Source organism: Agrobacterium cavarae (assembly GCF_004310285.1).
In the GTDB taxonomy this organism is placed as follows: Bacteria; Pseudomonadota; Alphaproteobacteria; order Rhizobiales; family Rhizobiaceae; genus Agrobacterium; species Agrobacterium cavarae.
This window is the reverse complement of sequence record NZ_SISF01000030.1, coordinates 202390-216615: the sequence shown is the minus strand read 5'-3', so window position 1 is coordinate 216615 and position 14226 is coordinate 202390. Positions and strand designations below refer to the sequence as shown.

Here is a 14226-nt window from a genome sequence, read left to right as displayed (position 1 = left end):
CCCTTCCGGGCGCGATGCACCTGATTGCAAAGTGACAGAATTTTAACGAAAGGAAGAGCGATGCTTTTGGCTTATGACTTTAGTCTAATAGACGCACGCTCTTCAGGACCGATCGACAGGGATTAGCGGGTAGGAGCAGCGATCCGTTACGATCGCTGTCGCCAATCGCTCTACCGCAGTGGCGGGCCGGGCCTCTCATCCTGCAGCGTCGGCCCGAAAAATCGGAGTCGATTTTCGGAAAGCACGGTGCGTCGATTCAAAAGGTAGAGCGTCCGTGCGTCCAAAAGGAAGCACGGCGCTCTAGGAGGCCTGTGCGGAGATCAGGCCCACTCACCCTTGCGCATAACGGGCACGACGGAGCCATCGGGCTTGATGCCGTCGATATCGACCTTGTCGGAGCCGATCATCCAGTCGATGTGAATCAGGCTGGAATTGCCGCCTTGTGCCTTGATCTGATCCTGGCTGAGCGTCGCCCCGTCGATGAAGCACTTGGAATAGCACTGGCCGAGCGCGATATGGCAGGAGGCGTTTTCGTCGAACAGCGTGTTGTAGAACAGAATACCGCTCGCTGAAATCGGCGAGGAATGCGGCACCAGCGCCACTTCGCCGAGGCGCCGCGCACCCTCGTCGGTGTCGAGCACCTTGTTCAGCACCGATTCACCCTTCGAGGCCTTGGCCTCAACGATGCGGCCGGCCTCGAACTTCACCTGGATATTGTCGATCAGCGTGCCCTGATGGGAGAGCGGCTTGGTGCTGGAGACATAACCGTCCACACGCAGCGCATGGGGTGTGGTGAAAACTTCCTCGGTCGGGATGTTCGGATTGCAGGTAACACCGTTCTTCGCCATCGAGGCGCCGCCGTGCCATTCATGGCCGTCTGCAAGGCCGATGGTGACATCGGTGCCGGGACCTGTGAAGCGCAGCGAGGCGAAACGCTCGCCATTCAGCCACTTGGAGCGCTTGGCAAGATTGGCATTGTGCTCCACCCAGGCTGCCACCGGATCGGCAACATCCACACGCGATGCTGCGAAGATCGCATCCGCGAGCTTATGAACGGCGTCGTCTTCGCTGACATCCGGGAAGACCTGCTTGGCCCAGGATGGGTTGGGGTAGGAGATGATGTTCCAGTTGATGTCGAAGTTGGAAATCTTCTCAAGCGCCGGCTTGTAGGCCGTTGAGTTGGCCTTGTTGGCGCGCGCGACTTTGGTCGGGTCCTGTTCGGACAGAAGCATGGGGTTGTCGCCGGAAATCGCCAGTCTTGCTGCGCCGTTGGCGTAAGCCTTTGCCATGCCTTCGTAGAGCCAGCTGGACGCCTTGTCGAAATTGGCGTCACTTGCATGGCGATAGCGCGCCAGCGTCGTTTCCTCATCGGAATAGAAGGTGGTGACCAGGCCGCTGCCTGCCATATAGGCGTGCTTGGTCAAGAAACGGACCAGCGGCAAGGCCGCCAGCGGTGCCGTGATCACCAGATCCTGATCCTTCTGGAGCTGAAGTCCAATCTTGACGGCGACTTCGGCCAGCTTTTCGAGTTTGACGGGATCGATAGGAGAAACGCTCATGATCTGCCTTCACATGTCTGCTTGAATGGGTTTGGACAATAGACCATCCATCGGGAAAGCCAACCACCTTCCCAGACGGCAATGCTCAGTCTGCGACAAGCGATGCAGCCTTCGCCTTCAAGGCAGCGAGTGCATCTTTGGGCGAAAGGCGCACCTGCAGCCCGCGCTGGCCGCCATTCATATAGACGTATGCATGTTCCATCGACTGAACCTCGATCGCCGTTGGAACCATCTTCTTCTGCCCGAACGGGCTGATGCCGCCCACATGGTAACCGGTTGCTCGCTCGGCATCGGCCGGCTTCATCATATGGGCGGACTTTCCGCCAAAGGCTGCCGCCAGCTTTTTCATGCTGACCTCCCGGTCCGATGGGACGGCAACGCAGACGGCCCTGCCGTCCACATCGGCCATCAGCGTCTTCAGCACCAGATGCGGCGGCTCGCCAATGGACTCCGCTGCCTGAAGACCGATGCGCTCGGCATTCGGATCGTACTCATAGGATACGGTGGTAAAAGCCACGCCGGCCTTGGTCAGCATCTGCGTTGCACGGGTCGTCTTGGACATGGAGCCTACTTGCCGAAAATCGAAGCGTAAGTATCCGGCTTGAAGCCGACGGTGATTTTGTCTTCGCTTTCCAGAACCGGGCGCTTGATCATCGACGGCTGCTCCAGCATGAGCCCGATCGCCTTTTCCTGCGTCAGATCGGCTTTCTGCGCATCGTCCAGTTTCTTGAAAGTGGTGCCCGCCCGGTTCAGAACGGTTTCCCATCCCGCCGCCTCGCACCAGGCTTCCAGACGGGCGCGATCAACCCCTTGCGTCTTGTAATCATGAAAGGCGGCATCGATGCCATGCGCTTCCAGCCAGCTGCGCGCCTTCTTCATCGTGTCGCAGTTCTTGATGCCGTAAATGACCGTCGCCATGATTTTTAGTCTCCCTTCATGTCCACGGATTAACAAAATCCGGGCCGCAGTCAAAGCGCCATTACCCATGCAAATTTGCCGTAGCTGTCATCCAAAGGAGTTCGAGCTCTGCCGCATGGCTCCCCCGCTATATCACGAGTTGTAGAAACGGGTGGATTTACCCATATTCAGGTTAACCCAAAAGGAGAAAGAAATGCGTTCGGTTGCAAAGACATCGCGTAAGTTTTTCAGTGAAACCCTTGCTGTTTTCGGCGCCGCCGTTTCGGTTTCCGCCGCTGTGCGTGCGCACCGCAAGCCTGCCGGTTCTGATCTCGATGCGCTTGGCATCGATCCCAAGGCTTTCGACAAGGTTCAGCTGTAACATTTAGTCGCGCGCCTTGAAGTGCTGCGCACCGTAAAGCTCAATCAAAAAGGCCGGGCTCTGCTTGATGCAGAGCCCGGTTTTTCCGTTTTTGAAACTGAGTTCAACCTTTGCGACGGGGATGGAGCCTCGCCGCCGATGAGAACGGCATATCAGCCGTAATATTCGGGAGCTTTTTTGAAGGTCGACCAAGCGTCGGGGTCATGCCCCGTCACCACGATCGCATCTATCTTATCGGCAATTGTTCTGAGTTTCTGTACGGAACGCACGGTGTCCACAGTGGAGGCGAGGAAGCCTGGCAATGCCTTTTCTTCCCAGTGATCGAGCGTGTAGGCAGCGTCGATGGTGAGCAACAACGGCTTGCTATCCGGCACTCGCACCAGGAAGGACTGGTGACCCGGAGCGTGTCCGGGGGTGAATATGGTCGTCAGGGTGCCATCGCCGTAGATGTCGTACAGATCGTCATCCGCGCCGTTGAGGAACTGCCATTTCAGGCCCGGCTTATCGAAGTCCTTTCGGATATAGCCGCCTGCCGCAAACCAGTCCGGCGTGAAGGCGTATTCATACTCCCGGCGTTGGACGATATGGGTGGCATTGGGAAAGCGACCGATGGCGCCAGTGTGATCGAGATGCAAGTGGGACTGGACGACGTATTTGACGTCAGCAGGGTCGAAGCCGAGCGCCTTTATCTGATCGACGCAGCCCTGATCCTTGTCCAGAACCGGCCAATAGACATCGCACACGCCGCCCCAATGGCCGCGCGGGTCGGTCGCCACTTCGATCGCGTTGCCGCCATCGATGACCGTATGCCCGTCCGGGTGGGTGATCAGGAAGAAAGGAACGGGAATTTCGTAGTCCGCGCCGTCTCCCTGGTTCATCTTGATGTTGTGCACCTTGCACTTCAAGGTTCCGGATTGAAGCATATAAAGCCTGATATCGGTCATAAACGTTTCCTCCCTGAGAGTAGATTTCTGAATGGTTTCGGTGATCAGAACGCTTCCCGATAAAGCGCCAGCGCATCCTCCTCGCGCACCTCGACGGGGTTGTTGACGAGCAGACGCGTCTGCTTCATGGCGTCCAATGCCAACATTGCGAGGCTGTTGTCGGTAACGCCGACATCTCTCAAACGGCGCGGCGCACCGCTCTCGTCCATCAGCTTTTCCATGTGCTGAACGAATGCGGTGGATCGCGTGGTCGCGTCACCTTCGCCCGGCACCTTCAATACGTCGGCAAGCTCAGCATAAAGCGGTGCTGCTGCAGCGGCGTTAAAACGAAGGATGGGGCCGAGCATAAGAGCATTAGAGAGGCCGTGGGGAATGTGGTAGTGTCCGCCAAGCGGATAAGCGAGAGCATGCACGGCCGCTACCGGCGAGTTGGCGAAGGCTTGACCGGCCAGCGTGGCGCCGAGCAACATGGCCTCTCTTGCGTGACGGTTTTTGCCATCCTTGCAGGCTGCGACCAGATTGTCTCCCAAGAGACGCAGGGCTTCGCGTGCCAAGCAATCGGAGAGCGGGTTTTTCTTGTGCTTGCTGGTATAGGCTTCGATCGCGTGAACCATTGCATCAATGCCTGTGGCAGCGGTGTGGACTTGCGGCAGGCCCACCGTCAACTCTGCGTCAAGCAGCACGAAATCCGCATAAAGCTGAGGCGAAACGACGCCCATCTTGGTGGTCTCGCCGGTGGTGATGATCGAGATATTGGTGACCTCGGAGCCCGTTCCTGCCGTGGTCGGAACCAGTACCAGAGGCGCACGCGAACCTTTGACGTTGCCGATGCCGTACATGTCCGAGAGTGACTGATCGGAAACCAGAAGCACAGCCACAAGCTTCGCGATATCGAGCGACGAACCGCCGCCAAGACCGATGACGATATCCGCGCCGAAGGCTTTGGCGGAGGCGACGCATTCCGCAACCACATGTTCGGGCGGATCGGCAACCACCTTGTCGAAGGTCTCGACGGAAAAGCCGCTGACAGACAGCGCTTCGGCAATCGGTTGGATGAGCCCTGCCTTTACCAGACCGCTGTCGGTTATGAGAAGCGCTTTTCGCTGTACGAAACGGCCAGCCAGAATTTCACCGAGCTTTGCTGCCCCGCCCCAGGCGACCTGCATGGAGGGGACGGTTCGAAACTCGAACGGATTGATGGTCATAGTATCCTCCCGATCACGTCTCAGCTGAGAGCCGAGCAGAGATATTTGATTTCAAGATATTCATCGATGCCGAAGTGGGAGCCCTCTCGGCCAAGGCCGGATTGCTTGACGCCACCGAAGGGGGCAACCTCGTTGGAGATCAGGCCGGTGTTGTGACCGACCATGCCGTAATCCAGCGCTTCCGCGACGCGCCATGTGCGGCTGAAGTTTTCTGTGTAGAAATACGCCGCCAGACCAAACTCGGTGTCGTTGGCCATGGCAATCGCCTCTTCTTCCGTCTCGAAGCGAAAGAGTGGCGCAACCGGTCCAAACGTCTCCTCGCGCGCGACCCTCATGGTCTGTGTCGCGCCCGCAATAACGGTCGGCTCGAAGAAGGTTCCGCCAAGTGCATGTCTTCCTCCGCCAGTGATGATAGCAGCACCTTTCGCCAGAGCGTCGGCCACATGTTCCTCGACCTTCTTGACAGCGTCCTCGTCGATCAACGGACCGATCGTCACGCCCTCTTCGGTACCCATGCCGACCTTCATCGCCTTCACTTTTGTGGCCAATTTCTGCGCAAAGATGTCGAAGATTGCTGACTGGACATAGATGCGATTGCTGCACACGCATGTCTGCCCGGCATTACGATACTTCGATGCAATCGCGCCTTCGACTGCCGCATCGATATTGGCATCGTCAAAGACGATGAACGGTGCGTTGCCGCCAAGTTCGAGAGAGAGTTTCTTGATCGTCGGGGCCGATTGCGCCATTAGAACGCGTCCAACTTCGGTCGATCCGGTGAAGGATATCTTCCTCACCGTGTCGCTTTCGGTAAAGATCTTTCCGATCTCCCGTGCCTCGCCTGTCACCACCTGCAGCACACCGGCGGGAATGCCGGCTTCCTCAGCAAGAACGCCAAGCGCCAATGCTGTAAGCGGCGTCTGCTCTGCAGGTTTGACGATCATCGTGCAGCCTGCGGCAAGCGCTGGCGCGGCCTTGCGGGTGATCATCGCCGCCGGAAAATTCCAGGGCGTGATGGCAGCGCAAACACCGATCGGCTGTTTTAGGATGGTGATGCGTTTGTCGGTGGTGGGCGCAGGAATGGTTTCACCGTAGACCCGTTTTGCTTCCTCTGCAAACCACTCCACGAAGGAGGCGGCATAAAGCGCTTCACCCTTGGCTTCGGCGAGCGGCTTGCCCTGTTCTGCCGTCATCAGCGCTGCGAGATCGTCGGCGTTTGCTACCATCAGATCGAACCAGCGCCTCAGTATGGATGCGCGCTCCTTGGCGGAGCGGGTTCTCCAACCGACCAAAGCCCGTTCAGCTGCCTCGACAGCGTGCGCTACCTGGCTGGACGTCAGCGACGGAACTTCAGCGATGACCTTCCCGGTCGCCGGATTTTCAACCTTGATCGTTTGGGAACTATCCGATTGAATCCATTCTCCGTTGATCAAACATGCATCTGTAAGAAGGCGAGGATTTCTCAACTTGAGCACTGTGCGATCTCCAGATAAGTTCATCTAATTGAACCGCGGTCCGTGTATTGAACTATGATCGCTGTTGCCGATCCTGTCAAGGAGACGAAATGCAAAATGACGAGCCCGACTCTTCGTCCGCGCAAACGGTACCGGCCCTGCGCCGGGCAGTTGGCATTCTCGATATTCTCGCCTCTGGCAAAAATCTGACGGCTGCTGAAATCGCCCGCGCACTTGGTCTGCCGAAGAGCACGGCCCACGGACTCCTGGCGGTGATGAATGAGCTCGATCTTGTGGCGAGGTCGCAGGATGGAACGTTGAAGATTGGACCTCATCCACTCAGATGGGCGAACGCCTTTTTGTCGCAGCTCGACATCGTCACGACATTTCAGGAAGTGCTTGCACGGGACCGAAAACTTGACCCCTACACTGTTACGCTGACGGTACGCGAAGGCGCAGAGGTCGTCTATGTTGGCTGTCGTAACTCAGATCAGCCTTTAGGCCAGACATTCCGCATCGGCATGAGACTGGCGGCACCGTTTACTGCCACTGGCAAAATACTGTTGTCGGATCTCAAACGTGAAGAACTCGATCATCTGCTGGCCGATTTTCCCAAGCCCCTGACGCAACGGAGCGTCCGCACCGTCGAAGAGCTTGAGAAGGAGCTCGAGCTCACGCGAGAACGTGGTTTTTCCATTGACGATGGGCAAATCCGTGAGGGGATGATCTGTATTGGGGCAGCACTTCGAGATCACTCAGGTTCCGCGGTTGCAGGAATTGCGATCAGTATGTTGCGCAGCGAAGCAAGCGACGACAGAATATCTGAACTCGGAGCGCAATTGCAGGTGATCGCGAAGGGAATGTCCGAAGGACTCGGCGGAGCCTGAAGATATCGATTCGACGGTCGACCGAATGTGAAACAACGGGGCTCAAAGCAAGGGCGGTTGTGATCAGACCCACTATTGTCAATCCACCCGCCGAGTTCTGCGCGATGCCAGCCTGCCGCATGCCGCGCAAAACTGCGTGACGGCTTTGCGATAACGACATGCGGCAGGAGAAGTACCCACAGCATTTGGAGCGAATCTGAAAGTTCGCGAGACGCGTGACAGCGCCGGCCCGAAAATCGGAATCGACTTTCCAAAAAGCACGATGCGTAGATCAAAAAAGATAGAGCGTCCTTTGTGCGTCCGACAGGACGCACGGCGCTCTAGAGTTCGATCGTGCCGTTTTCTTCCCCGTCCCAGTACTGCACGCGAACGCCGCGCACCTTGATCAGGACCAAACCGGGAGTATCGACGCCTTCCGTGAACCAGCGATCAAGGTCGGACACCCAGTGGCGCTCGAAGGCGGCCTTGTCCTCTATGAGTTCTGCCGCGCCCTCGATCGAAATGAACATGCCGGGTTTGCCAAGCAGGCTTGGCGACTCGGTGAAGGAAAGCGTTACCTGAGAATTGCGATTGATGTGGGAGACCTTGTGGGTATCCTTCATCGAGAAAAACCAGGAATCGCCATCATAAGCGACATCGCCATTGTTGCTCATTGGGCGGTTGGTGATGGCGCCGGATGAGCCGTGCGTCGCCATCATGCAGAAGTCGATCTTCTTCATCGTTGAGGCAATGTCTTCGATTGTCTTACTGGCCATGGAAGGCTCCTTTTCTTGAGCGTTGGATCGTCAGAAGGTCTTGGAACGTCGCTATCACCGCCCGGGCAAAGCGGAGCGCACGGATCGCGTGACTGCGCTTAAGGAAGGGCTCGGGATCGTACGGTAGCGGGCCTCGATGAGATTGTAGATGCCGAAGGCGGCAAGCCCTGCCGCAACGCAGATGTAAAGAGCGCTGCCGAATGGCATCTGCCTCAGCCACTGCATCGCATCGCCCATACTGCCAGCCTCTTGCGGATCGACCTTCATTCCCGCCGTGATGAACAGGATGCCCATCATGGCAAACACCAAGCCGCGCGCGACGAGCCCGTAGATGCAAATCCAGGTGGCGATGGCGTTCTGATCCGGGATGCGAAGATAGCGCTCGAACTTTCGCGTCAGTCCCTTCGCAGCAGTCACACCGCCGCCAACGACGAAGCCCGCTCCAACCACAATCAGCAGATAAGATCCGAAGGGCTGGGACATGATCCATTGAGCAAGATCTTTCTCGCCAGATCCTTCATTGCCACCACCGGCAAGAAAGCTATGACCGAGCGCAAAGCCGGCAAGACCCAAATAGGTAATCGCACTTCCGATGAGAGCGGTACGAATGACAAGCCCTTTTGCGCTGGTGCCGTGATCGTCCGTATCGGCAATGGCTTGCGCCAACCGCCAACAGACGAAACCGAGAAGCCCGATGCCGATGGCGCCGACCCAGATGCGTCCGAACGGCTGGTTCAGAAGCGTCGAGAGTGCCGACTTCGTCTCGGCTTTCTCACCCGCGACACCGGACAGCAGCGCCAGCCCGCCAACGAGCATGAAGACGATACCGCGTGCGGCGTAACCACTCTTGGCGAGCAGATCGAATCGAAAGGTTGAGGGCATGACGGGTCCGCAGTGCTTGGAACAATGGGTCCCTAACGCGCCGCGCGGATGAATGGTTGAGCCGGGAGTAAAAAAAGTGCCGAAGTCTTCGTCACCTTTTCGGAGAGGTGGGGTCTTCGAGACCGATTTTCAGCGGCTGCAAAGATAAAAGCTCAGGGCTGCGCGAGCCGTCCGGCGGCATAGTCGCGCGCCAATGCGATGAAGGCCTGGAAGGCAGCCGAGGAATTGCGCCGATTATAATAATAGAGGCACAGCGGTACGAGCGGCGGCGTCCAGTCTTCGAGGATGCGCACAAGCCGTCCTGCAGCGATGTCTTCGCGGACATCCATTTCCATGAAATAGCCGATACCTAAACCGCTCGTCACCGCGATCCGCGCAAGGGAGGCTTCGTCGAGCGTGATCGGCCCATCGACGTCGAGTTGCAGGCTTTCGCCACCCTTCTCGAACCGCCACCGGAGCAATGTGCCATCGGGAAGCCGCGCCCGAACACACGGGTGGTTCAGCAGATCCTGCGGCACTTTGGGAACAGCCTGGTTTTGGAAAAAGGCAGGAGATGCGACGACGGCCATGCGCCGCATCTGGCCCAGCGGTATTGCGATCGCGTCGCCGGGCACGAGATCGGCGCTGCGCACTGCCAGATCGAAGCCCGCTGCCACCACGTCGACAAGCCGCCCCTCAGTCACGATGTCGATATGCACCTGGGGATAGCGCTGCAGATAGTTCAGGACCAGCGGCGCCATGATCTCGCGCGCCGCCGTCGCGAAAGTATTGATGCGCAACGTACCGGACGGTGTCTCCTGCTGGGAGCGTGCTGTGTTCATCGCCTTCTGGATGTTTTCCAGCGCCGGCTTGATCTGTGCAACGAAGATGCGTCCCGCATAGGTGAGCGAGAGGCTGCGCGTGGTGCGATTGAACAAACGAACGGCAAGCTCCCGCTCAAGCTTGCCGACAGCGCTGCTGATCGCCGTGGTCGACATGCCGAGTTCGAGAGCCGCTGCTCGAAACGAACCGCACCGAACAATGGCCAAGACCGCCTCAAGTTCTATGAGAGAGTGGCGCGCCATTGTCCCGATTTCCGTTACACCTCATGCGGTTTCATCTCGCTTATCGGGAGAAAAGTCCAGCGCTAAATTAGCCGCACCACTTAGAAGGAGATGAACATGTCACTGAACCTACCTCGACCGATTGCCGATTACATCGAGGCAAATGCGCGTCTCGATCTGGAAGGCATGATGAAGCAATTCACGAATGATGCGGTCTTCATAGATAACGGCAAGCATTACGTGGGCCAGGCTAAAATCCGCCAGCTGCTTGAGGAGGAAGCGATCGCGGTCAAAGCGATCTTCGAGCCCGATAGTGTTCGGGAAGAAAACGGCGACGTTGTTCTCGAAGGTCCTGCTCACGGAGATTTCCCCGGCAGCCCACTCCGCTTCACCTATCGATTCACGCTGGCGCACAATGCCATCAAGACCCTGGAGACCACGATATGAGTGTCCAGGTACTTCCCCATGAATTTGCCGGCAAGCGTGTGCTCGTCAGCGGCGGTACCAAAGGTCTCGGCCGCGCCACGGTGAAACGCTTCCTCGCCGGCGGCGCTCGTGTCGTCACGGCTGCCCGCACGATCAAAGATCCGGTTGAAGGCGTTGAATATGTTCAGGCGGACCTGACCACTGCTGAGGGTAGCGAAGCGGTGGCCAAAGCGGCAATCGAGCGGCTTGGCGGTATCGATATCCTCGCTCACGTTATCGGTGGTTCTGCTTCACCGGCGGGCGGCTTCGCTGCGCTGACGGATGAGCACTGGCTTGCCGAACTGAACCTCAACCTGCTAGCAACGGTTCGGCTCGACCGACTGTTAATCCCGCAGATGCTGGAGCGCGGTCAGGGAACCGTCGTGCACGTTACCTCCATCCAGTCCGTGCTGCCGCTGCCCGAATCCACGACAGCCTATGCCGCTGCGAAAGCGGCGCTGAGAACCTACAGCAAGTCGATTTCGAAAGAACTCGGGCCCAAAGGTGTGCGGGTCAATTCCGTCTCTCCCGGCTGGATCATGACCGATGCCGCGGGCGACTTCCTCGACATGCTGCGCAATGCCAATGGCGGCACGATCGAAGACGCGCGTCAGTCCGTGCTCGATGCGCTGGGCGGGATCTCGATCGGGCGCGGAGCCGAACCGGAAGAGGTTGCCGACCTTATTGCCTACCTTGCCTCCGACCGGGCCGCTGCGATCCACGGTGCCGAGTTTGTCATCGATGGCGGTACGATCAAGACAGTCTGAAGCGGCCCGCAAACCCTCCGCGGCGAGAGAGTGTCACGAGGTCATCGACGGCAAGGTACTGACCAGCAGGGCAAAGAGAGCCTCATGGCCAGTCATTCAATCGCGTAACGCCGGGTCAATGCGCCATATCTAGAAACCTGAAAGCCCGCAATAAGCGGGCTTTCAGCATTTTCTCGCAACTTGCTGCCGGTTCACAGCGGAAGCGGGATTATTCCCACTCGATCGTGCCGGGTGGCTTCGACGTCACGTCGTAGACCACGCGGTTGATGCCCTTGACCTCGTTGATGATGCGGGTGGCCGCACGACCGAGGAAGTTCATGTCGTAAGGATAGAAATCCGCCGTCATGCCGTCGACCGAGGTGACCGCGCGCAATGCGCAGACGAAGTCATAGGTGCGGTAGTCACCCATAACACCCACGGTCTGGACCGGCAGCAGAACCGCAAAGGCCTGCCAGATGGTGTCATAGAGACCCGCTTTGCGAATTTCGTCGAGATAGATTGCATCCGCCTTGCGCAGAATATCGAGCTTCTCGCGCGTCACGACGCCAGGGCAACGGATCGCTAGACCTGGGCCCGGGAAGGGGTGACGTCCGATGAAGCTTTCCGGTAGGCCGAGTTCTCGGCCAAGGGCGCGGACTTCGTCCTTGAACAGTTCACGAAGCGGCTCGACCAGCTTCATGTTCATGCGCTCGGGAAGGCCGCCGACATTGTGGTGGCTCTTGATCGTGACGGACGGGCCGCCAGAGAAGGACACGCTTTCGATGACGTCAGGATAGAGCGTGCCCTGGGCCAGGAACGCCGGAGCACCCTTGCCGTCGGCTGCGATCTTGGCAGCTTCGGCTTCGAAGGTTTCGATGAACAGGCGACCGATGGTCTTGCGCTTGACTTCCGGGTCGGAAACGCCAGCCAGTTCCGTGAGGAAAAGGTCGGAGGCATCCACATGGACGAGCGGGATATTGTAATGATCGCGGAACATGCCGACGACCTGCTCGCTTTCAGCCAGACGCATCAGGCCATGATCGACGTAAACGCATGTCAGCTGATCGCCGATCGCCTCATGGATGAGGATCGCTGCAACGGAAGAATCGACGCCGCCGGAAAGTGCGCAGAGCACGCGACCATCGCCGACTTGCTCGCGGATCTTGCGGATCATCTCGGCGCGATAGGCGGCCATGGTCCAGTCTGATTTCAGGCCGACGATCTTGTGAACGAAGTTGGAAAGCAGCTTTGCGCCATCCGGGGTGTGAACCACTTCCGGGTGGAACATGGTGGTGTAGTAACGGCGCTCTTCATTGACTGCGATGGCGAATGGCGCGTTCTCGGAGGTCGCTGCCACTTCGAAACCGGCGGGCAATTGCGTGACGCGGTCGCCGTGGCTCATCCAGACCGGGTAACGGCCGCCGAGCTCCCAGAAACCGTCGAAGAGCGGGCTTGCCTTCTTGATCTCGATATCGGCTCTGCCGAATTCCGCCGCATGGCCGCCTTCGACCGTGCCGCCCAGCTGGGTGCAGAGTGTCTGCTGGCCGTAGCAGATGCCGAGGATCGGGATGCCTGCATCGAACACCGCCTGCGGTGCGCGCGGGCTTCCTTCTGCCGTGACAGATGCGGGGCCGCCGGAGAAGATGACGCCCTTCGGCTGCATCTTCTCGAATGCCTCGGCGGCGTTCTGGAACGGGTGAATTTCGCAATAGACCCCGGCTTCGCGGATACGGCGCGCAATCAGCTGCGTCACCTGGCTGCCGAAATCGATGATGAGGATGCTGTCGGGATGGGCTATCTGGGTCATGGCGAGCCTTTAAAGAATTGCCGGGCGTAAGGCAACCCGGCAGATGCCTTGAAAAGCCAGAAAATGGGCTTCAGTGCAAGCTTTAGAGCGGAATCTCTCCAGCCTTTATGGCGTCCTTCAGCCTGTCGACGGCCTCTGCCAGCCTCTCGTCGATGACGTGCAGATATTCGGTCCAATCACCGATATGGTGCACGTCGGCCTTGCCATCCGAGATGCCGCGCAAGCCGATCAGCGGAACGCCGAAACGCTGACAAGCCCGCAGAACCGCGAAGGTCTCCATCTCCACCAAGTCGGCGTCGATCGCCTCGTAGGCACTTCCGGATACGACGTTAGCGCCGGTTGAAACCCGGGCAGTGGGGATCTCACGGATGACGAATGGGAGCGGCACCTCTGCCGGCAGATCGAGAAAGGGCGTGCGCCCTCTTTCGAAGCCGAAGGCGGAGGCGTCCATATCGCGGTAGGAGACGCTCGCCGCCTGGTAGACGTCCGCCTGTTCCAGCTTTCGCGAACCGGCGGAGCCGAGAGACACGACGAGATGCGGCAGGCGCGCCTGGCCGTTGAGGTCGCTTAGTGCCGCGGTCAAGGAGACGGCAGCCTCCACCGGGCCAACGCCGGTCATCAGCGGCCGGAAGCGGGCTTTCAGATGCGGGCCATACTCGGCATCTGCCGCCATGACGAAGAGAAGCCGCTTGCCGTCGATATCGACCAGTTCATAGCTCATTTTCGTTGAACCCCTCGCGGCCCTTGAGAACCATCATCGTGCCGGTCATCGAGGCGATCAGTTTGGCTGGTCCGTCGGAGATTGCATAGGCGCGCCCGTCGGCAACGATGATGTTGCTGCCAGGCTTGGTGATTTCGCCGCGGAAGAGAAAACGCTCACCACGCCCAGGAGACATCAGATTGACCTTGAACTCGATCGTCAACAGAGACGCTTCAGGCTCTACGATGGTGTAGGCGGCATAGGTGCAGGCGGTGTCGAGCGCTGCGGCGATGACGCCTGCATGCAAAATACCGTGTTGCTGGGTCAGCTTGGGATGAAAGGGCAGTTCGATTTCGACCAGCCTGTGCTCGATACGCGAGAGCTCGGCTTTGATCGCCTGTACGACGCCCTGACGTGCAAAGCTCTTTTCAATGCGCTGGCGAAAATCGCCAGGATCGGTGAATGCCATTCCCCTGCCTTTCATTTTTACGCAAAAATGA

Annotated in this window: 16 protein-coding genes; 4 read left to right on the top strand and 12 right to left on the bottom strand. The window is 58.5% G+C overall.

Translation table 11 applies throughout. The features are described from left to right. Window positions 1-320: 320 nt before the first annotated feature. The 3 genes from EYC79_RS12620 to EYC79_RS12610 all read right to left on the bottom strand — a co-directional run bounded on the left by EYC79_RS12620 (window position 321) and on the right by EYC79_RS12610 (window position 2477). Complete coding sequence (locus tag EYC79_RS12620; protein ID WP_062443746.1) at window positions 321-1559, bottom strand: aminopeptidase; 1239 nt, start codon at window positions 1557-1559, stop codon at window positions 321-323. An 85-nt stretch (window positions 1560-1644) separates the two neighbouring features. Then, the gene (gene ybaK, locus EYC79_RS12615) at window positions 1645-2121 is read right to left on the bottom strand and encodes a Cys-tRNA(Pro) deacylase (RefSeq protein WP_130978210.1); all 477 of its coding nucleotides are present in this window, start codon (window positions 2119-2121) and stop codon (window positions 1645-1647) included. 5 nt (window positions 2122-2126) lie between these two features. After that, entirely contained in the window at window positions 2127-2477 is a 351-nt protein-coding gene (locus tag EYC79_RS12610; protein ID WP_130978209.1) for an ArsC family reductase, read from the bottom strand. Between the two features lie 193 nt (window positions 2478-2670). Between EYC79_RS12610 and EYC79_RS23455 the strand changes: the two genes are divergently transcribed. Further along, window positions 2671-2838, top strand: a complete 168-nt coding sequence (locus tag EYC79_RS23455) for a hypothetical protein (RefSeq protein ID WP_165457025.1) — start codon at window positions 2671-2673, stop codon at window positions 2836-2838. Between the two features lie 152 nt (window positions 2839-2990). On the opposite strand, the gene attM is transcribed toward EYC79_RS23455, so the two are convergent. The 3 genes from attM to EYC79_RS12595 are packed head-to-tail and all read right to left on the bottom strand — an operon-like array spanning window position 2991 to window position 6462. Further along, window positions 2991-3782, bottom strand: coding sequence for an AttM family quorum-quenching N-acyl homoserine lactonase (attM, locus tag EYC79_RS12605; RefSeq protein ID WP_165457024.1), 792 nt, complete (start codon window positions 3780-3782; stop codon window positions 2991-2993). Window positions 3783-3826: 44 nt separating this feature from the next. Beyond that, window positions 3827-4987: an iron-containing alcohol dehydrogenase gene (locus tag EYC79_RS12600; RefSeq protein WP_130978208.1), complete on the bottom strand. Its 1161-nt coding sequence runs from the start codon at window positions 4985-4987 to the stop codon at window positions 3827-3829. A 20-nt stretch (window positions 4988-5007) separates the two neighbouring features. Further along, window positions 5008-6462 (bottom strand): NAD-dependent succinate-semialdehyde dehydrogenase, encoded by a 1455-nt coding sequence (locus EYC79_RS12595; protein WP_130978207.1) that lies wholly within the window; start codon window positions 6460-6462, stop codon window positions 5008-5010. An 89-nt stretch (window positions 6463-6551) separates the two neighbouring features. Between EYC79_RS12595 and EYC79_RS12590 the strand changes: the two genes are divergently transcribed. Then, window positions 6552-7328 carry an IclR family transcriptional regulator gene (locus EYC79_RS12590; protein WP_130978206.1) on the top strand — a complete coding sequence of 259 codons (777 nt, stop codon included), beginning with the start codon at window positions 6552-6554 and terminating at the stop codon, window positions 7326-7328. Window positions 7329-7648: 320 nt separating this feature from the next. On the opposite strand, the gene EYC79_RS12585 is transcribed toward EYC79_RS12590, so the two are convergent. The 3 genes from EYC79_RS12585 to EYC79_RS12575 all read right to left on the bottom strand — a co-directional run bounded on the left by EYC79_RS12585 (window position 7649) and on the right by EYC79_RS12575 (window position 10029). After that, on the bottom strand, window positions 7649-8083 hold the full coding sequence (locus tag EYC79_RS12585) for a pyridoxamine 5'-phosphate oxidase family protein (protein ID WP_130978205.1): 435 nt from the start codon (window positions 8081-8083) through the stop codon (window positions 7649-7651). A 54-nt stretch (window positions 8084-8137) separates the two neighbouring features. Continuing rightward, on the bottom strand, window positions 8138-8965 hold the full coding sequence (locus EYC79_RS12580) for a DUF1206 domain-containing protein (RefSeq protein ID WP_130978204.1): 828 nt from the start codon (window positions 8963-8965) through the stop codon (window positions 8138-8140). Window positions 8966-9117: 152 nt separating this feature from the next. Then, complete coding sequence (locus EYC79_RS12575; protein ID WP_130978203.1) at window positions 9118-10029, bottom strand: LysR family transcriptional regulator; 912 nt, start codon at window positions 10027-10029, stop codon at window positions 9118-9120. 96 nt (window positions 10030-10125) lie between these two features. Here EYC79_RS12575 and EYC79_RS12570 point away from each other — a divergent pair, with 96 nt between their 5' ends. Both EYC79_RS12570 and EYC79_RS12565 read left to right on the top strand, forming a co-directional pair. Further along, window positions 10126-10455, top strand: a complete 330-nt coding sequence (locus EYC79_RS12570; RefSeq protein WP_130978202.1) for a YybH family protein — start codon at window positions 10126-10128, stop codon at window positions 10453-10455. Then, the gene (locus tag EYC79_RS12565; RefSeq protein ID WP_130978201.1) at window positions 10452-11240 is read left to right on the top strand and encodes an SDR family oxidoreductase; all 789 of its coding nucleotides are present in this window, start codon (window positions 10452-10454) and stop codon (window positions 11238-11240) included. The genes EYC79_RS12570 and EYC79_RS12565 overlap by 4 nt, the downstream gene beginning before the upstream one ends. A 208-nt stretch (window positions 11241-11448) precedes the next feature. Here EYC79_RS12565 and guaA read toward each other — a convergent pair whose 3' ends face one another. The 3 genes from guaA to EYC79_RS12550 all read right to left on the bottom strand — a co-directional run bounded on the left by guaA (window position 11449) and on the right by EYC79_RS12550 (window position 14195). After that, a complete protein-coding gene (gene guaA / locus EYC79_RS12560) occupies window positions 11449-13026 on the bottom strand; it encodes a glutamine-hydrolyzing GMP synthase (protein WP_062423655.1) in 1578 nt (525 codons plus the stop codon). Window positions 13027-13108: 82 nt separating this feature from the next. Next, the gene (locus EYC79_RS12555; protein ID WP_130978200.1) at window positions 13109-13747 is read right to left on the bottom strand and encodes a 5'-methylthioadenosine/S-adenosylhomocysteine nucleosidase; all 639 of its coding nucleotides are present in this window, start codon (window positions 13745-13747) and stop codon (window positions 13109-13111) included. Continuing rightward, window positions 13737-14195: a PaaI family thioesterase gene (locus tag EYC79_RS12550; protein WP_062423657.1), complete on the bottom strand. Its 459-nt coding sequence runs from the start codon at window positions 14193-14195 to the stop codon at window positions 13737-13739. The genes EYC79_RS12555 and EYC79_RS12550 overlap by 11 nt, the downstream gene beginning before the upstream one ends. Window positions 14196-14226 lie beyond the last annotated feature (31 nt).